Genomic DNA, 21,619 nt, shown 5'->3' with positions numbered 1-21,619 from the left:
TATGGCTTTAATATTATTTATTTTTATTTCAATTTGGGGAATTGCATCTAGAATCCCTTTAACAAAAGAAGAAGAAATATTGATGGAGGAAGAGTTTTTTGTTAAAGATTATAAAGATCTTAATATTGAAGGAATTGTAGAAGTAGGTGGATGGATAGAAGTTATAGAAAATAATAAGGTTATTAATGTAATTGGAGAAAAGAAAGATAATATAAATGATTATTGCCTATTAAATATTGTTACTTCATATGAAGAACAGCTAAAGAAAGAAGAAAAATTTTATGATGCAAAGGTATATAGAGAAGAGAATAATTTATATATAGTTAAAATACCTAATGGTGACTTTTTTTTAAAGGAACAATTTAAAGAAAAGAGTTTAGGAAGAAGAGTTGCTGAAACTTTAAGATATTCAATAGTTTTAGCAGTAGTCTTTATAATAGTAGCTCTATGGGGAATTTATTATAGATATATAAGAAGAATTAGAGAAATTTTAAATGAAATAAATTTAGGATTAGAGAAAATGAGAGAAGGAAATCTATCGGTAAGGCTGGATTTTAAAGGATATAAAGAAATAGATGGAATAAAGGATAGCTTTAACTATATGGTAGAAGAAATTAAGATAGCTAATGAAAATAAAGAAAAAATAGAAAAAAGTAAGAAGGATATGATAAGAGATATAGCTCATGATATTAAAACACCAATCACATCTATAATGGGGTATTCAAAAGCTTTAAATGATGGAACTGTGCAAGATGATAATGAGAAAAATATATATTTAAATTATATCTATAATAAAACATTAAGATTAAACTATTTAATAAATGAGTTATTCTTATTTACTAAATTAGATAATGTTGATTATAAACTGCATATGGAAAGAAAAGATATGTGCGAATTTTTGAGGAGTGTAGTGGCACTTTATTATGGAGAAATTGAAGATGCAGAATTTAATTTAGAAATAGATATTCAAGAAGCACCTATTTATTGTTATTTTGATTCTAAAGAGTTAGAAAGAGCGATTGGAAACTTAATTACTAATTCACTAAAGTATAATAAAAGAGATACAACTTTATTTATTGGGTTAAATAATAGCAGAGAAGAAATAGAAATTATAATCAGCGATAATGGTATAGGAATTAGTGATAGTTTACAAAATAATGTTTTTGAGGAATTTGTAAGAGGAGATAGTGCAAGAGAATCAAGTGGAGGAAGTGGACTTGGTTTAGCTATTACTAAAAAAATTATCGGACTTCATAAAGGTAAAATAATATTAATTTCTAAAGAAGGCTTTGGTAGTGAGTTTAAAATAGCTTTACCTAAATATAATGGAAATTAAAAGAGATAAAGATACTTAAGCAAGGAAATTTAAGGAAAACTTAAGGCGTAGAAAATTGCTTTTATTTAGTGGAAGTAGTAGTATAAAAAGGTGTATTAATGGAAATGGAGGGAATAATAATGGAAGAAATTCAAGAAAAGAAAAAGCTAGGGGCAGGTATAATTACTATGTCTATATTGTATGGTATAGTATATCTCTTTTTATTATTTGGATCAGTAATAAATCTATTGTTTAAAGATCAAACAAATAAGATTCTAGCAGAAACAGGAACTGGTCTTCAAGTAACTACTGCACAAATTCTAATAACTCTTATTACATCAGCAATAATAATTATATCAGTAGTATTAATTTTATGTAGAAAATCTATAGGAGTAATTCTATTCTTTGCCACACAAATTTTATCGATTGTATATGGAGCAATAACTGCTGGTGTTAATATATATACACCGTTAAATTTAATTTTCCCAGGATTAATGGCTTTCTTTATATACAAAAAGAAAGATATATATTTTATTAAAGAATAATTAAGTACTAATAGAGTAAATTTATCTTTATAAGTTTACTCTATTTAATTATAGGAGGTTATAAAATTTTTATAATTTCCTTATCTTCAGTTTGTACGTGGGCATATGCAAGTTTGCGTTAACTTGGAGCGGAGCGACGGAATAAGTAAACTTATATATGTTCACTTTTTTATTTAAGTAATTATATTAGAGGTGATTTTATGAAAAAAAAGAAGGTAATAATAGGAGTAACTATATTTGTAATAGCTTTAATTGCTACTATTGCTTGTGGTTTATATGTAAAGAATAAAATGAAAGCAGGCACTGATAAAGAGAAAAAACAAGTTAACTATTTTGAAGTAGAAGATGTTGGTGGCTTAAAGTTTAAGGGAAGTAGTATCATAAGCAAAGAGCAGAAAATAATTTTAGATAAAACTAATGGTGAATTAAATGAAGTATTTGCTAAAGATGGACAATATGTAGAAAAGGATACAGTTCTTTTTAATTACTATAATGAAATGGTTCAAGATCAAGTTGATGAATTAAATAGACAAATCAATTCCTTAAATTCAAAAATTGAAAAAGAAAAGCAAAGAGTAAGTAAATTGGGTGAAGTAAAACAAGAAACAACAGGTATGCCAGCGAAAACAGCAGAACAAGGACAAGTAGCTATGCAAGAACAAAATGGTGTTTCTCTAGATCCAGCAAGTATGGTAGAAGATTTAAAGGAAAACTTAAATGAACTTGTATCTAAAAGAGATTCTTTAAATGCAAAGGTTGTAAAATCTGTAAAAGCAGAAATTGCAGGGACAGTATATATAAATACTGAAGATCCAACAAAAGAATATATGAAAATAATAGCAAATGATCCATTAATAGCTTCAGAGGCATCAGAGTTTGATGTTGATAAGCTTAAAGTTGATGATAAGGTTGAAATAAAGGTTGTAAGTAATAACAAGAAGGTTTTAGGTAAAATAACAAAAATTGAGGAAATTCCAACTATGTCAGTTGATCAAAAATCAACTTCTTATAAATTTTACGTAAAGCCAGATGAAAGTATAAAGATAGGTTTTAGTGTAGAACTAACAGTAAATCCAGGGCAAATTACAATTCCTAAAGAATCTGTTATAGAAGAAGATGGAAAGCTTTATGTTAAATTAGTTGAGGGTGAAACTAATAAAAAGGTTGAAATAGTAGCTAAATTAGAAGATGATAACTATTTAATTCAAAATGATAGCTTAAAAGTAGGAGATAAAATACTGACAAATCCTTCAGAAGATAGTAAGGAGGAAGTATAATATGATAAAACTGAAGGGTATAAACAAGTACTATTCTTCAGGCGAAGAAAAATTACATGCTTTAAAAGATGTAGATTTAGAAGTTAAAAAAGGTGAATTCTTAGCTATAATGGGACCATCAGGTTCAGGAAAATCTACTATGATAAAAATACTAGGACTTTTAGACAAAGAGTTTGGAGGAAGTTATTTACTTAATGAAAAAGAAGTAAGGACCCTTAATGACGATTTGCTTAGTAACTTAAGAAATGAAAAAATAGGCTTTGTATTCCAGGATTTTAACTTAATAGATAGATTAACTATTAAAGAAAATATAGAGCTCCCTATGTTATACATGGGAAAAGGAATAAAAGAAACAAAGGATAGAGTAAGTGAACTTTTAGATAAAGTAAAACTTTTAGATAAGATAAATAAATATCCTAATCAATTATCTGGAGGACAGCAACAAAGAATATCCATAGTTAGATCTTTAGTAAATAATCCAGATATAATTATAGCTGATGAGCCTACAGGAGCATTAGATAGTAAAACTTCAAAAGAGATAATTGGAATATTTAACGAGTTAAATGAAGAAGGAATAACAATTATTTTAATTACTCATGATATTAATGTTGCAAGAAAGGCGAAAAGAATTGTAGAGATTTTTGATGGACAACTTAAGGAGGTAGATAATAATGAAGCTTAGAGTATTAGTTTTTGCTGCCTTAAGGAATCTAAATAGAAATAAAAAAAGATCTATATTAACTATGCTAGGAATAATCATTGGTATAGCAGCTGTTATTACAATAGTAGCATTAGGAGAAGGTTATAAAAATAAAACCATTAAAGAATTTACTGGAGAAACAGATGGAGCTGTTGTTCTTATGGCTACTTTTAATCCTAAAACCTTTAATGAAGACATTTCTACCATGGAGTTTTTTAAAAACAAGCATAAAACTGAAGTTGAAGCTTTAGATTCTGTAAAGTCAGTTGAGCTTCAGTATAGTAATAACTCTTTTGGTGAGTTTATTCAATGTGAAATAAGAGGTAAAAACATAAATGCATTAGCTAAAGCAGTTGAAGAGACTGACAAGAGTGAAGAATTATGGGGAAGAAATTTAACTAGCAATGATAATATGCTTAAAAAGAGAGTTATTTTAATTGCAGAACAAACTTTAAAAAATAGCTTTGATAAGCCAGAAGAATTAGTAGGAGGAATAGCAACTATAAATGGAATGGCCTTTGAGATAGTTGGTATTAAAAAGGCTCCACCAGAAGATGAAATAAGCTTTTTCGATATGGGAGGAGACATAAGAGTTCCAAAGGAAACATATAATAAATATTTTGCTGGTTCAAAGAAAGTAGAGTCATTAAAAATAACATTAAAAGAAGGTGCTGATGTAAAGGCTAGTATAAAAGAAATAGAAAATACATTAAATTCTATTGAAGGAAATAGGGTAGAAGGAAAGTATGAAATTACTGACACTAGCGGAATAGTTAAATTATTAGGAGGAGTTCTTAATACTATAACTATGTTTATTGCATCTGTTGCAGGAATATCCTTATTTATTGCAGGAATAGGACTTATGAACATGATGTATACATCAGTTTCAGAAAGAATTAGAGAAATAGGGATAAAAAGAGCTCTAGGGGCAAGGAAGAAAGATATTAGGAGAGAATTTTTAATAGAAGGTATAGTAATTACTATTATGGGAGGCATAATAGGATATATTCTTGGAATAATATTAGCAAATATTATTTCAATGTACTTTAAGCTAGTAATTACTCCAAGCTTATTTACAGGATTATTAGCAATAGGAATATCAATTGTTATAGGTCTTGCATCAAGTTTTATTCCAGCAAGGAAAGCAGCTAACGCAAATACTGTTGATATACTTAAATAGAAAGTGGATTTTTATAATCCACTTTCTTTTTTGTAAAAATTTAGATAAGCTATTTATTATTTTTAATATAAGGATATAATAAAATTATAATGAAATAATTGGAGGGAAAAGCCTTTATGTTTAGACCGATTTAACTTAAATTCTAAATTTATATTTTTTAGCCTTTTTATAAAGGTTTATTTGTTATGTATTTAGGAGGAAAGTTAAATTGAATAATAAAAGAAATATATATTTAATGAACCTTATAGTTTTTTTACAAGGTTTTGTATTTTATGCTCCAATTGCAACAATATTTAGAGAGGCTAGGGGTATATCCTTATCACAAATATTTTTAATAGAATCTATTTCTATGATTTTAATAATTTTATTTGAAATACCCTGGGGAGTTTTTGCTGATAAATTTGGATATAAAAAAACTTTAGTAATGTCAAATTTAATATTTTTTATATCTAAGATTATATTTTTTAAGGCGCATTCATTTTGGATGTTTTTATTTGAAAGAATACTACTTTCAATTTCTATATCAGGATTGTCTGGATGTGATTCTGCATTAATATATTTATCTATAAATAAAGGTGATAATAGTGAGAGAATATTTGCTAGGTATGGATGGTTCTCTACAATTGGGTTTTTATTATCATCTGTAATGTCAACATTTATTATTAATATATCTATTGATTCAGCTGCGTACTATACTATTATTCCTTATGGACTAGCTTTTTTGGCATCTTTATTTCTAAAGGATATTAAAAGTGAAATTAAAGAAAGGGAGAATATAAAGGAAAGCTTTAAGATAGTATTAAATAATAAAAATATTATAGTATTTATATTTAGTTTGGCTTTAATCACTGAAGTTGTTCAAAGTGTAACTGTATTTTTGGATCAAGGGCAATATATTAAAAGTGGAATAGATATAAAATACTTTGGAATATTATTAGTTATAATTCAAATTATGAGATTAATTTCGGTAAAGTCCTATAAGTTAAGTAATAAGTTAGGCCAAAATAAATCAATAAATTTCTTAATGGGATTAATATTTTTAGCTTGTTTATTTTTGATATTTATAGATAGTCCAATAGGAAGCGTTTTATGTATTGGTATAGCTGCAACTAGTATGGCTTTAATAGAACCAATGGGAGTAGATATAAAAAACAAGTCAATATCTTCAGAGAATAGAGCAACTATTTTATCAATATATTCAATGTTAGGAAGTATTATTTCTGCAGTTATTAATCCAATTATAGGTTTTGCATCAAATTCATCACTAGAAAATGGATTAATTATATGTAGCTTAATTAGTTTAGTTTCAATCATTCTTATGAGGTATTTTATAAGAGTTTCTAAGGAAAAAGTAAATTAGTGGATTCAATTATTTATAAATAAAAATTAGGCTAGGCATTATAGGTGCCTAGCCTTTCTATGGTATATAATTTTATAGAGAAATAGATATAAATAAATTACGAAAAAGTAAAACCATTTGTATATAAACTATGTCTAATAGATGTAAGGTAATTACTGAACGGATATAAAATAAAGGAGAAGGCATATATGGTAGATGAACTAATAGTTATGAAGGCAATAAATGGTGATGATGATGCCTTTATGGTTCTTATTAATGAACATAAAGAGAGATTATATAGGACAGCTTATGCTTATGTTAAGGAGGAGGAAGCAGCTTTAGATATAGTACAAGAAACTGTATATAAAGCATATATTTCTATAAATAAATTAAGAGAACCTAAGTATTTTACTACATGGATAATAAAAATAGTAATAAACATATCAATAAATATGTACAAAGAAAGACAAAAAGTTATATGTATAGAACAAAATGAATTGCTAAATAAAGCAGGGGGAATGGTAGAGGATAATGATAATAGACTTTATATACTTGAAGCAATAGAAAAGTTAGAAAGTAAGTATAAAGATATAATTATTTTAAAGTATTTTAATGATTTAACATTACAAGAAGTATCTCGAGTTTTAGATTTACCATTAGGAACTGTAAAGACCCATTTAAACAAGGGACTTACGATTTTAAGAAGTTATATGAAAAAGGAGGTTATCTAGTATGAATAAAAATGTTAAAGATTTAATAAAAATTCCAGAAGGGTTAGATGAGGCAATTATAAGTGGAATAGAGAAAGGAAAATCAAAAAAGAAATCTCAACATAAAAATAATATTATAAAAAAGGTATCAATTGCTGCGGCAATAACTTTAGCAACAGTTGCTTCAATAGGACTAATTGAGCCTCAATTTGTATCTGCAATTCCTGTAGTGAATAAAGTTTTTGATTATTTCAATAAAAGTAATATAGGATATTCAACTGAAAAATACAGTGAGTTAAGTGAAGTAATAAATAAATCTATAGAAAAGAATGGAGTGAAAATTACATTGTCTGAAATAGCTATAGACGATAATAAGTTTATAGCAAGTTTTATAGTAGAGTCAGAGGCTTTAAGAGGATTTGAAAGTGATAAAAGTGAAAATGACTTCTTTGTATTAAATTACAGACTTAATATTAATGGAGAACGTTCAAGAGGAGGGTACTATGAAATAAGAAAGATTGATGATAATAAAGGGGTCATTGTATTAATAGAAGATATATCTAATATTAATTTACCAGAAAACTTGAAAGTAGATTTAGAAATTAGAGAGGTTGAGAGAGCTGGAAAAGTAATTGCGAAAGGGCCATGGATTTATAATATAAATACAGTAAAAGAAATAAATTCTGAAGTTTATAAAGGAAATAAAAGCATAAAAGTAGAAGGAGGAGAAGTTTGGGTAGATAAATTAGTTAAGACACCATTAACTAATAATTTAGTTATAAAAGGAAAGGATTCAAATGGTACAAATGAAGGGTTGGAATTACGTAATTTAAAACATATTATTAAAGATGATAAGGGAAATGTATTACTTTCAAAGTTTGACGGTGGACATTATGACAAAGAAGGAAACTATGAAGCGAGAATTAGAATATTAGATGATTTAAGTAATACTAATTATATAGAGGTATTAACAACGAAAGAAGATTTTAGAGTTATAAGAGAGATAGATAGCAGAAATGTTCCATTGTTTATATGTACAGCTAATTCAGAATATAATATAAATAGGGAAGAAGAAATAGTATCTAGGGATCCAAGTAAAGAGGAGCTCGATAAAGGATATGCGTTAAGTAAAGTTAGTTATTATATAAATATTGATAAAAATAAAGCATTTCAACCTATTGAGGATTTGATAGGAAATGAAATAAAAGTAAATTCTGAGGATAAGGTAATAATCACTAATATTGATGCAAATGATAAGTTTACAACAATTAATATGAATATAGATGGGTTATATGATTATAATAATTTATCAAGTTTAGTAATTTTTGATGAAGATATGAATGATATAAGTAAAGGAGAAGGACATAAAGGAGTTGTATTAGAAAATCCAGAAACTAAAGAATTTAGTATTACACTAAAGCCTATAGATAAGAATAAAAAATATACAATCGCAATTCCTATGGCAAAAGAAGTAGAGTTAGATGATAATAATAAAATATTAATAAATTTAAATTAAAATATAAACTAATAAATTAAGAACATGTAGAATGTTTAGATGACAAATACATTATATAAAAGGGAAAGTAGATAAATTTGTGTAAAAACAAATTTATCTACTTTCCCTATATTTATACGAATAACGTTATAATTAAACAATAGCTAATTATTTTGTATAGTTATCAAAATAACCTTGTATAAAGATAATAGGAGTACCTTTATCTCCACTTCCTGAAGTTAAGTCTGATAATGAACCTATTAAATCAGTAAGTCTTCTAGGAGTAGTACCTTGTGATTCCATAGCACCTACAAGATCTGACTCTTTATTTTTAATATATTCAGATATGGCTTCTTTAAGTTCTTCACCTCTTAAATCGGCAAAGTTATTATCTGCAAGATATTTTAATTTTACTTCATTAGGTGTACCATTAAGTCCTGCTGTGTAAGCTGGGGATACAACTGGATCAGCAAGTTCCCATATCTTACCTACTGGATCTTTGAAAGCTCCATCTCCATAAACCATAACTTCAACAGTTTTGCCAGTCTTTTCTTTAAGCATAGTTTGTATTTTATCAACTATAGGTTGACAGTTACGAGGGAAAAGCTTAACTTTTTCTTCAGTTGATTTATTTGATCCAAGTAAACCATAATCTTCATTATATCCACTTCCATCAATTGATTCTGATAGTATGTTGTCAAGGCTATAAATCTTCTCTCCACCATTTGATTTTAATATTTTTTTAGTTCTAAATCTTGTATGTATATCACAAGTAAGAACATTTTTTGTATAATCTAAAATGGTTTTAGGATTATTTGAGAATATAACTTCACATTCAACACCATATTCTTCAACTAAGGATTTATAATAATCAATATAATCAACACCAGTAAAAGTATGTTTATTATATCCAAAAAAATCACGGAATTGCTTTTCTGTTAAAACATCTGTCCAAGGATTAACTCCTTTTTCATCAAGCATATCTAAATCAACTAAGTGATTGCCAACTTCATCAGATGGATAACTAAGCATTAAAACAATTTTTTTAGCTCCCTTTGCAATACCACGTAAACAAATTGAAAAACGGTTACGACTTAAAATAGGGAATATTACTCCTATTGTATCTTCTCCAAATTTTGATTTAACATCTTTTGCTATGTTTTCTATAGTAGCATAATTACCTTGAGCACGAGCAACTACTGACTCTGTTACAGTAACTATATCTTTATCATTAATTTGGAATCCTTCTATTTCAGAAGCTTTTAAAACGCTATCAACAACGATATCTTCTATGCTATCTCCTTGGTTTATTATTGGGCAACGAAGGCCTCTAACAACTGTTCCAACTATTCTTTCCAATATAATCTCTCCTTATAACTAATAAATTTTGTTTAAATTTACCTATCTACTTGTAATATACACCAATTTAATGGTATAAGTAAAATAAATAGATTGAATAATATATATAAGGAGTACTTATATGATAAGTAAATTAGACTTGTACAAAGTATTTTGGAATGTAGGAAAAAGTAAGAGTTTTTCTAAGGCAGCAAAAGAACTTTATATGACACAACCAGCTGTTAGTCAGTCAATAATGCAATTAGAAAGAGAGCTTGATATACGTCTTTTTAATAGAACAACTAAAGGAGCAACATTAACAAACGAAGGTAAAATTATTTTTGAATATGTTAACTCAGCTATTAATTTAATTAATACAGGTGAAGAAAAGATTCTAGAACTTAAGAACCTATCTACAGGGGAGCTAAAAATAGGGGTAGGGGATACTATTTCCAGGTATTTTTTACTTCCATATTTAGAAAGCTTTCATAATAAATATCCTAATATTAAATTTAAAATTATTAATGGTACAACATTGGAACTTTGTTCTATATTAAAATCAGGAGACATTGATATTGCAATTTGTAATTTTCCAATTGATGATCCTAGCTTAGAATTAAAGACCTGTATTGATATCCATGATATTTTTGTTTGTGGGGAGAAATATAAAAATTTATTATCTTACCAAATAAGCATTAATGAAATAACAAAATTTCCATTAATATTGCTTGAGCCTGAGTCTAACTCTAGAAAATATATAGAAAAGTACATGTTATCTAAAGGAATAAAGATTTCTCCAGAATTTGAATTAGGATCTCATGATTTATTATTAGAATTTGCTAAGATAAATTTAGGGATAGCATGTGTAACTAAAGAATTTTCTAGTGAATACTTAAACAAAGGACTATTGTATGAAGTAAAATTAAATGAAGAAATACCAAGACGAAGCATAGGAGTATGTTTTTTAAAAGGTGTTCCATTATCACAGGCTTCAGCAAAATTTGTTAAGATAATAGAAAATAAATAAAAATATATTCGTATAAGTAAAATAACAAAAGGTATATAATTAATTTAAAGCCAAAAAATATCCTAAAGGATAGGTGAGATAATAATGAAAAAAATAATAAATAAGGAAATAAATAAATTAAACAATAAGGAAAAGAAAATAATTCATAAAAAAGAAAGTAAAATAATTAAAGATAAATTTGCTCCAATATCTAATAAAATAGAAGAAAAAATACCTGATAAGCTAAAATTAACATTAGAAAATGCTTTTTATAATGGATTTAAGCTAGTTTTAGAAAAAGGTAGCAAGTATATTGAAAAGTTATATGATAAAGATAAAATTCAATTAGAACATGATATAAACAATTATTCAATTGAAAAGAAAGTTACTAAAAAGAGTTTAAAGTTAATGGACTCTCAAGGAAAGAAAAGTAAACTAATAAATTCTACCATATCAACTGTAGAAGGTGCTGGTTTAGGAGTTTTAGGTATAGGATTACCAGATATTCCATTATTTATAGCAATGATATTAAAAACTGTATATGAAATTGCATTAAGTTATGGATTCAATTATGAAAAAGAAGAAGAAAAGGTATATATATTAAATTTAATTTGTGCAGCATTAGCAAAAGAAGATATGAAAATTGAATATAATGAAAATCTAGATAAAATAGGATCTAAAATAGACTTAAATGAAGAATTAAATAATGACTTAAATACAGAAATTAAAAATGCTTCAGAAGTGTTGTCAGAAACATTATTAATGGCTAAGTTTATTCAAGGACTACCTATTGTTGGAGTTGTTGGAAGCATAACAAATTATCAAGTCATAAATAAAATTAGTAAGTATGCTAGAATAAAATATAAAAAGAGATATTTAAGTAAGAAATTATATTTATAGAAGATCCTAACGGAGTAGAGATAGAATTGATAGAGAAATTTAATATTGACTAAGAGGTGATTAGTTGTGGTAGTTATAAGGCAGGAAATAGAGAAAGATTATGTTGAAGTAGAAAAAGTAATTGAAAAAAGTTTTAAAACAGCAGAATTCACGGATAATGATGAACATAATTTAGTTAAAAGGTTAAGGCATAGTGATGAGTTTATAAAAGAATTATCTTTATTAGCAGAAGTTAATAATAAAATAATTGGACATATACTTCTAACAAAGGCATTTATAAAATGTGAAGAGAAAAAAGTAGAAACTCTTGCACTTGCACCATTAGCCGTTTTACCTGAGTTTCAAAAGAGTGGGGTAGGCAAGAAGTTGATAAATGAAGCTATAGAAAAATCAAAAAAATTAGGATATAAATCTATAGTAGTATTAGGTCATAAAAATTATTATCCTAAGTTTGGTTTTAAAAAAGCAAGTGATTATGGAATTAAAGCTCCTTTTGAAGTTCCAGATGAAGTCTATATGGTTTTAGAGTTAACTCCAAAAGTACTTAATGGAGTAACTGGAGTTGTAGAGTATTCAAAAGCATTCTTTGATTAAAAATTAAAAAGATAATAGTGGAGAGAGATATGAATAATAGAGTATTAAATAAGATAGCGTATGGATTAAATGAAATAGGTTGTACCTGGGGAGTTGGAGGATCTGTTTTATTAAATTTCCATGGATTAGTTGAGAAGCCAAATGATATTGATATTTTAATAAATTCTAAAGATACTCAGAAGGTAAAAGAATTTATGAATCCAATAGGAAATCCAATAGAATTATTGTCAAAGGAACCATTTAAGACCGAAAGTTTTTTTGGATATAATGTAGATGGAGTTATGATAGAGTTTATGGGAAACTTTAAAATAAGTTTAGAAAATAATAAAATGTATGAGTTTATTTTAGATGAAAAAGCAATAGTAGATAATTTAGTAATAGGTAATAGCAACATAAAATTTACTTCATTGGAAGATTGGTTTGTGGCATATTTAGTTATGAATGATCCCAAAAAAAGAGTGCCTTTAATAGAAAAATATTTTAAAGAAAAAGAAATAAAACATAGAGAATTGTTGAAGAGAAATTTAGATAAGAATTTATCAGATCATATTAATGAAGCGATAAAAGAAGTACTATCATTTAATAAAATTTAGATATAGGTAGCAAGAAAATTTCTTGCTACCTATTATACCTTAGTTTTCTTTTAGTATTTTAAGTTCTTTTAATAAATTAAAGTATTGTGATTCTAAAGTATTTTTTTTATTTAGATCATTTTCAAATGATAGTAAAGAAATAATCTCTGAAAGCTTATTTTCTAAAATTAAAATAGATTCTTTTTTCTTTTTTTCATCAGTATTAATTTTAGGCATATTTTTATTCTTTACAAATTCAGAGTAATTACCATCAAATTGAGTTATAGTATTATTATCAACTTCTATTATATAGTTACAAACATTAGAAATAAATTTTCTATCATGAGATACTATTAATAGAGTCTTATTAGTATTTATAAGAGCATTTTCAAGTGACTGCATACATTTAATATCTAAATAATTAGTTGGTTCATCAAGTATTATTAAGTTATTATCTGAAAGAAGAAGCTTACAAATAGCAACTCTTACCTTTTCACCACCACTTAAACATGAAATCTTTTTAAATACTGTATCTCCTTTAAAGCCAAAGCCATCTAAATTTATTCTTATGAAACTTTCTTTGTAAGAAGAGTTAATTTTAATATTATCTAGTATTGTTTTATCTAAATCTAATATATCTTGAGATTGGTCCAAATAACCAATAACTACATTTTTAGAAATTTTTATACTTTCATTATTGTTATTTATAATTTCTTTTAACAATGTACTTTTACCACAACCATTTTTTCCGATTAAAGCAACCTTTTTTTCTTTTTTTATTTTAAAGTTACATTCTTTTAATAGTATTTTATCACCAATGCTAAGAGTTAAATTTTTAGCTTCAATAGGATTTTTTGAAGTAAGCTCTAAATTGTCTATAACATCAATTTTTATATTTTTATCTTCTTTTGGCTTTTCTTTTATTTCTAAGTGTTCAATTCTACTTTTAATGGCTTTTATATTATTATCTAAGTTCTTTTTAGATTTTTGGCCACCCATTTTATGAAGTCTAGCTTCAGAATTACCCATTCTTTTAGGCGTTCTTCTAATGCTATCTCTTGAATTTTCTTTAGATACTATTGCATCTTCAAGCCTTCTTTTTTCATTAATATATTTATTATATTCAGTATTTTGATTTTCTTTTTCTTCTTCTTTAAGGTCTAAATACTTAGAATAGTTTCCTTTATAAATATTTATTTTACCATCTTCAATTTCAATAATAATATTACATAATGAATCTAAAAGATTTCTATCATGGGAAACTAAAAGAAGAGCTCCAGAATAACTTTTTAACATTTCTTCAAGAATTTCAATGCTATTGCTATCTAAATTAGATGTTGGTTCATCAGCAATAATAAGCTTTTTATTTTCACTTAAAGCATTAGAAATCTTCATTTTAACTTTTTCTCCACCTGAAAGATAATCTTTATATTCAGTAGGTGCATTAAAAACACTTTTGACTTTATTAAAGGAACACATAGATGGGCTATCGCCAAGTTGGCTAATATAAGAATAACTTTCTGTTAAATAAGATTTACCTTCATCAAAAGGTTCATCACCAACTAAAATTTTTAATAAAGTGGTTTTACCAGCACCATTATTACCAACTAAACCTATTTTATCTCCATCTAATATTTCTAATTTATCGATATCTAATATTAATTTATCTCCATAATATTTTTTTACTTTACTTAATAATGCTAATTGCATAAAAAAATCCCTCCTTAAAATATAGGAGAGAGCATAAGACTTTATAAAAAGGTAACACAAATAAACCTTTAGTCAATAATCCACTCTCCATAAATTTGCACACAACAAAAAAAGCCTAATAAGGTTATAAGTTTTGTTATGAACTAAAAATTATTAAAAGTAGATTAAATTCTCATGTTTGAAATTACCTTTACCTTTCTTAAAACTTGTATTCGATTTCTATTATAACATCTTTTTTTATTATTTCAAATTTTTTCTATGATATAATTAATATTAAATTATATTTCTATTAAGAAAAAGGTGATTAAATGAAAAAAACAATAGGGATACTTGCTCATGTAGATGCTGGTAAAACTACATTTTCAGAGCAAATACTTTATCATACAAAAAGCATAAGAAATAGAGGAAGGGTGGATCATAAAAATTCATTTTTAGATACTCATAACATAGAAAAAGATAGAGGAATTACAGTTTTTTCAGATCAAGCTATATTTGAAATTGATGATTCCACTTATTATCTTATAGATACTCCTGGACACATCGATTTTTCTACAGAAATGGAAAGGGCATTAAGCATATTAGACTATGCAATTTTACTTATTAGTGGAGTTGAAGGTATTCAAGGGCATACTGAAACAATTTGGAATTTACTTAGAAAATATAATATTCCAACTTTCTTTTTTATAAATAAGATGGACAGAACAGGTTCAGAATTAGAAAGAGTTATAGAAGAAATTAATGATAATTTAACTAATGATGTTTGCTATGTAAAATCAATTTATGAAATGAGTGAAGAATTAATAGAGTTTATTTCAGAGAGAGATGAGGAACTTTTAGAACAATATTTAGATGGTAATTATGATAAAACAATTTGGATTAAAGAACTTAAAAAGCTTATAAAAGAAAACAAGGTGTTTCCATGTTTGTCTGGTAGTGCACTTCAAGATGAGGGGATAGAGGAATTTTTAAGTATATTTAATGAACTTACATATACAAATTATGATGAAAATGAAGAATTTTCAGGAAGAGTTCATAAAATACGTTATGACAATAATGGAACTAGAATTACCTTTATAAAAGCTATTAAAGGAAGTCTTAAAGTAAGGGATGAAATTACTTATGGAGTAGATAATGAAACAACAGAAAAGGTAAGTAGTATAAGAGTTTATAATGGAAGTAAGTTTTCTACTGTTGAAAAAGTATCTGCAGGAGATATTTTTGCAGTAACTGGCATTACTAATGCTATGCCAGGAGAAGGCATAGGAAAAATTAGAGAAAAAGTAGAATTTAATATGATACCAACATTAATGTCAAAGGTTGTTTTTGATAATAAATATAATGTAAAAGAAGTTTTAGGATATTTTAGAATATTAGAAAATGAGGATCCTGCATTAAATGTACTATGGAATGAAACATTACAAGAAATACAGGTTTCCATTATGGGTAAGATCCAACTTGAAGTTATTAAAGAAATTGCATTGGAAAGGTTCAATTTAAAGATAGAATTTGGCCCTTGTGAAATAATGTATAAAGAAACAATAGAAAATAAGACTTATGGATATGGTCATTTTGAGCCTTTAAAGCATTATGCAGAAGTTCATTTAAAAATAGAGCCAAACAAAAGAGGTGAAGGAATAACTTTCGAAAATAAATGTCATGCTGATGATTTGACTACAGGAAATCAAAATTTAATAAAGACACATATTTTTGAAAGGCCTCATCACGGACTTTTAACAGGTTCTCCAATTACTGATATAAAGTTTAATCTTTTAACTGGAAGGGCACATAATAAGCACACAGAAGGTGGAGATTTTAGAGAAGCTACATTTAGAGCTATTAGACAAGGATTAGAAAAAGTTAATAATATACTTCTTGAACCTTATTATAAATTTAAGATAGATGTAGAACTTGATTATATGGGTAAAATTATATCTGATATACAAAGATTAAATGGAAGCTTTGATCCTCCAGAAACTAAGTTAAATAAAGTTTCTATAACAGGAAGAGGACCTGTTGCTACATTTATGGATTATAGTGCTGAAATACTTACCTTTACTAAAGGAAAGGGTAGCATAAATTTAATATTTGACGGTTATGATATATGTCATAATTCAGAGGAAGTAATTGAAAAAATAGGGTATGATAAAAATGCAGATATAGAATATTCTTCAAGTTCAATTTTTTGTGCAAAGGGGCAAGGCTTTGTATTACCTTGGAATAAGGTTGAAGAGCATATTCACTGTGAAATAATAGAGTAAAATAAATTGGGGGCATGTATTATGAATAAAGAAGTTAAACTTAAAAATGGACAAAGTTTAATATTAAGAAAAGCAGAAATAAATGATGCTTTAAAGTTAATAGAATATTTAAATATAGTTGGAGGAGAAAGCGATAATTTATTATTTGGAGCAAATGAATTTAGTTTAAATGAAGAACAAGAAAAAGCATTTATAGAAAACATTAATAATAAAGAAAATTCTATTATGTTAATAGGCTTAATTGATGAAAAAGTAGTAAGTGTTGCACAAATATCTACAGCTACTAGAAACAAGATAGCACATAATGCTGAAATTGCTATTTCTGTTAAAAAGGAGTATTGGGGAATTGGTATTGGAAGTGAAGTAATGAGAGCGCTAATAGATTTTGCTAAAGAAACTAAAAAAATAAAAAATATAAGCCTTGGGGTAAAAGCAAGTAATATAAGGGCCAAGAATTTATATAGTAAGTTTGGATTCAAGGAAATAGGAATTCATAAAAATTTTTTTAATATTAATGACGAATATGATGATGAAATATTAATGGATTTATATATTTAGAGAATAAAATGGCTGTATTAAAAGTTATTTTAATACAGCATCTTTTATTAGAATAAATGAGCAAATAATTTATTACCATCTTCAAAAACTGTTACAGTGAAATAATTCCATGGAACTATAGTGGCTCCAACTCTTGATATAGCAACTCTTATTTTAAAAGTAGAACCTGAATTAGTTTTAGTGCTTGGACCTTCATAAGTAACCCTATCTAACCTTAATACCATTTCTTCTCCATTAGCAAGTCCCATTTGACTTCTTAAAGAAGTTAAATCTTTTTCTAATTTAGATTTATCAGCTTCAGTAATTAATGATATTCCATTAGCATTAGTGCTATCATAGGAGACTAAGTAATTATATATAGAGTTATCCTGGTTTACATAAGCATATAGTAAATCGTTTGCAAAATCTAATTCCTTATATTCTCCAGGAGTATAATGTATAGAACTTTGATCATCATAAATATTAGTTCCTTTTTCAATAATGCTTAAATCCTTAGTTGATGAATAACTTTTACCAAGGGCTTCAAAGGAAGTAGGTGTTTTAGGAATCTCTTCTTTAGCGACCTCATTTTCAGATATATTTTCTTCTTGTTTCTCATTTTCAACAGTGATTTTATCTTTAGTTGTTGTATTACTACATGAAAGTAAAGTGAAAGCAACTAATAATGAAATAAGTAATAAAAATAATTTCTGTTTTTTCATAGTATCCTCCTTTGGTAGATTATTCTAAAAAACAACTCATGTAAATTTATTGTATGATAAAAGCAACTAAATGTAAATTACAAAAGAAAATGTTTAAATAGATTTAATTATTATATTATATTGATAAAATATAATTTAATTAATATAATATAATAAAATAAAAATTGATTTTAGGAGGATAAAAGATGTCAGTAAAGATGTTACATACATGTGTAAGAGTTATGGACTTAGAAAAGTCATTAAAATTTTATAAAGAAGCATTAGGATTAATGGAAACTAGAAGAAAGGAATTTCCAGAACATAAATTTAGTTTGGTTTATTTATCAAATGAAGAAGGTGGATATGAAATAGAGCTTACTTATAATTATGATGTGGAAAAACCATATGAACTAGGAAATGGATTTAGCCATATTGCAGTTGAAGCAGAGGATTTAGAAGCTATGAGAGAAAAGCATGTAGCATTAGGATATGAAGTGACTCCATTAAAAGGATTACCGGGAACAAAACCATCATATTATTTTGTAACAGATCCAGATGGATATAAAATTGAAGTAATAAGAGCTAAATAGTAGTTTTAATAAAAGTCTAGTAACTTTACAAAAGTTACTAGACTTTTATTATATATAATGTATAAACTACTAATAATGATAAAATAGGGGTATATTTAATTTATATAATAATAATTATCTTAAAAAAGTACAAATTAATAAATAATTGGTATATAATGAAAATAAATAACAATAAATTTAAATAATAGGATAAAGGAGTGTTAAGTATGAGTAAAATATCAATAATAGGAGCAGGATCAATTGGAGCCACTACTGCTTTTGCTTTGTTACAAAAAGAAGTAGCTAGAGAAATAGTAATCAATGATATTAATCAGGAAAAGGCATTAGGAGAAGTACTTGACTTAATGCACGGTAGTTCTTTAAATAGTCCTTGTAATGTTATATTAGGATCATTAGAAGACACAAGAGATTCAGATATAATAATAATTACCGCAGGTGTTGCACAAAAGCCAGGAGAAACAAGGCTAGATTTAGTAGATAAAAACTATAAAATATTTAAAAGCTTTGTTCCAACTATAGCTAAATTAAGTCCAAATGCAATATTATTAGTAGTATCAAACCCTGTAGATATACTTGCATATATGACCTATAAATTATCTGGTTTCCCTAAAAATAGAGTAATAGGATCAGGAACTGTTTTAGACACAACAAGATTAAGAAGTTTGCTTGGAAAATATTTTGGAATAGATGGAAGAAGTGTTCAAGGTTTTGTTTTAGGAGAGCATGGTGATAGTGAGTTTGTTCCATGGTCATCATTAACTATAGGAAATATTCCAATAAAAGATTTTTCTGAACAATTAAAAATTGAATGGGATGAAGCAACAGAAAAGGTTATTTCAGATGATGTTAAAAATTCAGCATATGAAGTAATAAAGAGAAAAGGAGCTACTGCTTTCTCAGTTGCAGCTGTTCTTACAAGAATCGTAGAGGCATTCTTAAAAGATGAAAAGACTATATTAACAGTATCAACTTTGCTTAATGATTATTTAGGAGTTAATGATACTTATTTAAGTGTTCCAACAATAGTAGGTAAAAATGGAGTGGAGAAAGTATTAAATATTGAATTATCTAAAGAGGAGGAAGAAAAATTTGTTTCTTCAGCTAAGATAATGAAAGAGTATATTGATAGAATCAATAATAACTAATTAAATAAGAAAGCTATAAAATTTTAGAGATTTTATAGCTTTCTTATTTTTATAGCAAAATATAATTCTATTTATACTAAATTTATTTTTAATATTTTATAAATATCTCTATATAGGAATTATTTATACCTTAAAAGATAGTATTTATTAAATTCAGAGTTAGTTCTATATGTATATTAATAAATTTTTGTTACTAATTTATTAAAAAACATGTATTGAGTTTTAAATTTTAAAATACAAACATATTATAAATTAGTTATTATATGTAAATAGATATATTTTAGTTGAAAGGTATAAATAAATATGAAAAATATTAATATAAAAGCATTTTTAAAGAATAGAATTATAGGTAATATATTAATTTTAGTTACTTCAATAGCTCTTATATATATGAGTATTTCTATATATTTTGTTAATCATTTCTTTTTTGGGACAAAGATAAATGGAGTTAATGTATCATTAAAATCGCATAAAGAGGCCGGTAGTATAATTTTAGAAGAAGTTAAAGATTATAAATTAGAATTAATAGGTAGAGATGGGTCTGTTGAAGAAATAAAAGGTAATGATATAGACATTAAATATAACGAAAATAATATCATATTAAAAGTTAAAGAAGTTAAAGAAAAACAAAATTCATTAAAATGGATTTTAGGATTAATAGCAAGACAAGAGTATTATGGTAGTGAGTTAGTTGTTTATAATCAAGACTTATTAGAGGATAAAATAAAAAATTTAGAAATATTAAATAAAAATATTACAGAACCTCAAAATGTTAGTTTTAAATATTTAGATGGGACATATGAAATTGTTGAAGAAGTTTATGGAAATAAAATAAACATAGATAAATTAAATGAAAATATAAAATTAAGCATATCAGAAGGAAAAAGAGTATTAAATTTAAATGATAGTTTTTGCTACGAAGATCCTAAGTATACTATAAATTCAGATAAAACAATTGAAACTCAAAATACATTAAATAAGTATGTATCAACAAAAATTACTTATACTTTTGGAAGCAAATCCGAAGTGTTAGATGGAAGTAAAATAAATGAGTGGGCCAGTGTAGATGATGATTTAGAAGCATCAATAGATGAAAATAAAGTTAAAGATTATATATTAGACTTATGCGAAAAATATAATACTGCAGGTACAACGAGAAAGTTTAAGTCAGCTACAGGAAAGATAGTAGATGTTAAAGGTGGGCACTATGGATGGAAAATTAACTCAGTTGCAGAAACTAAATTGTTAATGGAAAATATAAAGCTTGGAGCAGTTCTTGAAAAAGAACCTGCATACACTCAAAAAGCTTTATATAGAGATGAAAATGATATAGGAAATACTTATGTGGAAGTTAATATAACAAGGCAACATGTATGGTTTTATAAAGACGGAAAGCTTATTACCCAAGGTGATGTTGTAACTGGGGATCCAGGAAAAGGACACTCAACACAATTAGGAACTTATATGCTAAATTATAAGCAAAAAGAAGCCACATTAAGAGGTAATAATTATGAGGCTAAAGTAGTATATTGGATGCCTTTTAATGGTAACATAGGAATTCATGATGCAAGTTGGAGATATTCATTTGGGGGAAATATATATAAGAATAATGGAACTCATGGGTGCGTAAATTCTCCATCATATCTAGCAAAAACTATTTTTGAAAATATAGAGCCTGGCACTCCTATTATTTGTTATGAAGAGTGA

Annotated in this window: 20 protein-coding genes; 17 read left to right on the top strand and 3 right to left on the bottom strand. The window is 26.4% G+C overall.

The annotated features are described in order from the left end of the window. Position 1: 1 nt before the first annotated feature. From ACYUEX_RS11295 to ACYUEX_RS11260, 8 genes are all read left to right on the top strand, one after another. Positions 2 to 1,336 carry a sensor histidine kinase gene (locus ACYUEX_RS11295; protein ID WP_460288243.1) on the top strand — a complete coding sequence of 445 codons (1,335 nt, stop codon included), beginning with the start codon at positions 2 to 4 and terminating at the stop codon, positions 1,334 to 1,336. A gap of 119 nt (positions 1,337 to 1,455) precedes the next feature. Next, complete coding sequence (locus tag ACYUEX_RS11290; RefSeq protein ID WP_460288242.1) at positions 1,456 to 1,860, top strand: hypothetical protein; 405 nt, start codon at positions 1,456 to 1,458, stop codon at positions 1,858 to 1,860. Positions 1,861 to 2,060: 200 nt separating this feature from the next. Beyond that, positions 2,061 to 3,137, top strand: a complete 1,077-nt coding sequence (locus tag ACYUEX_RS11285) for an efflux RND transporter periplasmic adaptor subunit (protein ID WP_460288241.1) — start codon at positions 2,061 to 2,063, stop codon at positions 3,135 to 3,137. A gap of 1 nt (position 3,138) precedes the next feature. After that, positions 3,139 to 3,819, top strand: coding sequence for an ABC transporter ATP-binding protein (locus ACYUEX_RS11280; RefSeq protein ID WP_460288240.1), 681 nt, complete (start codon positions 3,139 to 3,141; stop codon positions 3,817 to 3,819). After that, complete coding sequence (locus ACYUEX_RS11275; protein WP_460288239.1) at positions 3,809 to 5,017, top strand: ABC transporter permease; 1,209 nt, start codon at positions 3,809 to 3,811, stop codon at positions 5,015 to 5,017. Before ACYUEX_RS11280 ends, ACYUEX_RS11275 begins: the two co-directional genes overlap by 11 nt. Positions 5,018 to 5,225: 208 nt before the next feature. Continuing rightward, the gene (locus ACYUEX_RS11270; RefSeq protein WP_460288237.1) at positions 5,226 to 6,377 is read left to right on the top strand and encodes an MFS transporter; all 1,152 of its coding nucleotides are present in this window, start codon (positions 5,226 to 5,228) and stop codon (positions 6,375 to 6,377) included. Between the two features lie 188 nt (positions 6,378 to 6,565). Further along, positions 6,566 to 7,087, top strand: coding sequence for a sigma-70 family RNA polymerase sigma factor (locus ACYUEX_RS11265; RefSeq protein WP_460288236.1), 522 nt, complete (start codon positions 6,566 to 6,568; stop codon positions 7,085 to 7,087). A gap of 1 nt (position 7,088) precedes the next feature. Further along, entirely contained in the window at positions 7,089 to 8,582 is a 1,494-nt protein-coding gene (locus ACYUEX_RS11260) for a DUF4179 domain-containing protein (protein ID WP_460288235.1), read from the top strand. Between the two features lie 147 nt (positions 8,583 to 8,729). On the opposite strand, the gene ACYUEX_RS11255 is transcribed toward ACYUEX_RS11260, so the two are convergent. Continuing rightward, positions 8,730 to 9,920: a coenzyme F420-0:L-glutamate ligase gene (locus ACYUEX_RS11255; RefSeq protein ID WP_460288234.1), complete on the bottom strand. Its 1,191-nt coding sequence runs from the start codon at positions 9,918 to 9,920 to the stop codon at positions 8,730 to 8,732. Between the two features lie 121 nt (positions 9,921 to 10,041). Here ACYUEX_RS11255 and ACYUEX_RS11250 point away from each other — a divergent pair, with 121 nt between their 5' ends. The 4 genes from ACYUEX_RS11250 to ACYUEX_RS11235 all read left to right on the top strand — a co-directional run bounded on the left by ACYUEX_RS11250 (position 10,042) and on the right by ACYUEX_RS11235 (position 12,992). Then, positions 10,042 to 10,926, top strand: coding sequence for a LysR family transcriptional regulator (locus tag ACYUEX_RS11250; RefSeq protein ID WP_460288232.1), 885 nt, complete (start codon positions 10,042 to 10,044; stop codon positions 10,924 to 10,926). Positions 10,927 to 11,010: 84 nt separating this feature from the next. Further along, on the top strand, positions 11,011 to 11,805 hold the full coding sequence (locus ACYUEX_RS11245) for an EcsC family protein (protein WP_460288230.1): 795 nt from the start codon (positions 11,011 to 11,013) through the stop codon (positions 11,803 to 11,805). Between the two features lie 66 nt (positions 11,806 to 11,871). Further along, positions 11,872 to 12,399 (top strand): GNAT family N-acetyltransferase, encoded by a 528-nt coding sequence (locus tag ACYUEX_RS11240; protein ID WP_460288229.1) that lies wholly within the window; start codon positions 11,872 to 11,874, stop codon positions 12,397 to 12,399. A 29-nt stretch (positions 12,400 to 12,428) separates the two neighbouring features. Next, on the top strand, positions 12,429 to 12,992 hold the full coding sequence (locus tag ACYUEX_RS11235) for a nucleotidyltransferase family protein (RefSeq protein ID WP_460288227.1): 564 nt from the start codon (positions 12,429 to 12,431) through the stop codon (positions 12,990 to 12,992). A 39-nt stretch (positions 12,993 to 13,031) separates the two neighbouring features. On the opposite strand, the gene cplR is transcribed toward ACYUEX_RS11235, so the two are convergent. Continuing rightward, positions 13,032 to 14,681: an ABC-F type ribosomal protection protein CplR gene (gene cplR / locus ACYUEX_RS11230; protein ID WP_460288226.1), complete on the bottom strand. Its 1,650-nt coding sequence runs from the start codon at positions 14,679 to 14,681 to the stop codon at positions 13,032 to 13,034. A 308-nt stretch (positions 14,682 to 14,989) separates the two neighbouring features. On the opposite strand from cplR, the gene ACYUEX_RS11225 reads away from it, so the two are divergent. Then, positions 14,990 to 16,939 (top strand): GTP-binding protein, encoded by a 1,950-nt coding sequence (locus tag ACYUEX_RS11225; RefSeq protein ID WP_460288225.1) that lies wholly within the window; start codon positions 14,990 to 14,992, stop codon positions 16,937 to 16,939. Positions 16,940 to 16,960: 21 nt separating this feature from the next. Further along, entirely contained in the window at positions 16,961 to 17,497 is a 537-nt protein-coding gene (locus ACYUEX_RS11220; RefSeq protein WP_460288224.1) for a GNAT family N-acetyltransferase, read from the top strand. A gap of 47 nt (positions 17,498 to 17,544) precedes the next feature. Here the strand turns inward: ACYUEX_RS11220 and ACYUEX_RS11215 are convergent, their stop codons facing one another. Beyond that, a complete protein-coding gene (locus ACYUEX_RS11215) occupies positions 17,545 to 18,198 on the bottom strand; it encodes a hypothetical protein (protein ID WP_460288222.1) in 654 nt (217 codons plus the stop codon). Between the two features lie 185 nt (positions 18,199 to 18,383). Between ACYUEX_RS11215 and gloA the strand changes: the two genes are divergently transcribed. The 3 genes from gloA (at position 18,384) to ACYUEX_RS11200 (ending at position 21,619) form a co-directional block, all read left to right on the top strand. Further along, positions 18,384 to 18,767: a lactoylglutathione lyase gene (gene gloA, locus ACYUEX_RS11210; RefSeq protein WP_411168280.1), complete on the top strand. Its 384-nt coding sequence runs from the start codon at positions 18,384 to 18,386 to the stop codon at positions 18,765 to 18,767. A 206-nt stretch (positions 18,768 to 18,973) separates the two neighbouring features. Continuing rightward, positions 18,974 to 19,912: an L-lactate dehydrogenase gene (locus ACYUEX_RS11205; RefSeq protein WP_460288219.1), complete on the top strand. Its 939-nt coding sequence runs from the start codon at positions 18,974 to 18,976 to the stop codon at positions 19,910 to 19,912. Positions 19,913 to 20,215: 303 nt separating this feature from the next. After that, entirely contained in the window at positions 20,216 to 21,619 is a 1,404-nt protein-coding gene (locus ACYUEX_RS11200) for a L,D-transpeptidase family protein (RefSeq protein ID WP_460288217.1), read from the top strand.

Source organism: Clostridium sp. CTA-7, from assembly GCF_054768095.1.
The sequence above is the reverse complement of the archived record's forward strand: the minus strand, read 5'-3'. Positions and strand labels throughout refer to the sequence as shown.

Bases quoted from the DNA above. Each gene is read 5' to 3' on its own strand.
- ACYUEX_RS11295 (WP_460288243.1), top strand. From the start codon at position 2: ATGGCTTTAATATTATTTATTTTTATTTCAATTTGGGGAATTGCATCT.
- ACYUEX_RS11290 (WP_460288242.1), top strand. From the start codon at position 1,456: ATGGAAGAAATTCAAGAAAAGAAAAAGCTAGGGGCAGGTATAATTACT.
- ACYUEX_RS11285 (WP_460288241.1), top strand. From the start codon at position 2,061: ATGAAAAAAAAGAAGGTAATAATAGGAGTAACTATATTTGTAATAGCT.
- ACYUEX_RS11280 (WP_460288240.1), top strand. From the start codon at position 3,139: ATGATAAAACTGAAGGGTATAAACAAGTACTATTCTTCAGGCGAAGAA.
- ACYUEX_RS11275 (WP_460288239.1), top strand. From the start codon at position 3,809: ATGAAGCTTAGAGTATTAGTTTTTGCTGCCTTAAGGAATCTAAATAGA.
- ACYUEX_RS11265 (WP_460288236.1), top strand. From the start codon at position 6,566: ATGGTAGATGAACTAATAGTTATGAAGGCAATAAATGGTGATGATGAT.
- ACYUEX_RS11260 (WP_460288235.1), top strand. From the start codon at position 7,089: ATGAATAAAAATGTTAAAGATTTAATAAAAATTCCAGAAGGGTTAGAT.
- ACYUEX_RS11250 (WP_460288232.1), top strand. From the start codon at position 10,042: ATGATAAGTAAATTAGACTTGTACAAAGTATTTTGGAATGTAGGAAAA.
- ACYUEX_RS11245 (WP_460288230.1), top strand. From the start codon at position 11,011: ATGAAAAAAATAATAAATAAGGAAATAAATAAATTAAACAATAAGGAA.
- ACYUEX_RS11235 (WP_460288227.1), top strand. From the start codon at position 12,429: ATGAATAATAGAGTATTAAATAAGATAGCGTATGGATTAAATGAAATA.
- cplR (WP_460288226.1), bottom strand. From the start codon at position 14,681: ATGCAATTAGCATTATTAAGTAAAGTAAAAAAATATTATGGAGATAAA.
- ACYUEX_RS11225 (WP_460288225.1), top strand. From the start codon at position 14,990: ATGAAAAAAACAATAGGGATACTTGCTCATGTAGATGCTGGTAAAACT.
- ACYUEX_RS11220 (WP_460288224.1), top strand. From the start codon at position 16,961: ATGAATAAAGAAGTTAAACTTAAAAATGGACAAAGTTTAATATTAAGA.
- ACYUEX_RS11215 (WP_460288222.1), bottom strand. From the start codon at position 18,198: ATGAAAAAACAGAAATTATTTTTATTACTTATTTCATTATTAGTTGCT.
- gloA (WP_411168280.1), top strand. From the start codon at position 18,384: ATGTCAGTAAAGATGTTACATACATGTGTAAGAGTTATGGACTTAGAA.
- ACYUEX_RS11205 (WP_460288219.1), top strand. From the start codon at position 18,974: ATGAGTAAAATATCAATAATAGGAGCAGGATCAATTGGAGCCACTACT.
- ACYUEX_RS11200 (WP_460288217.1), top strand. From the start codon at position 20,216: ATGAAAAATATTAATATAAAAGCATTTTTAAAGAATAGAATTATAGGT.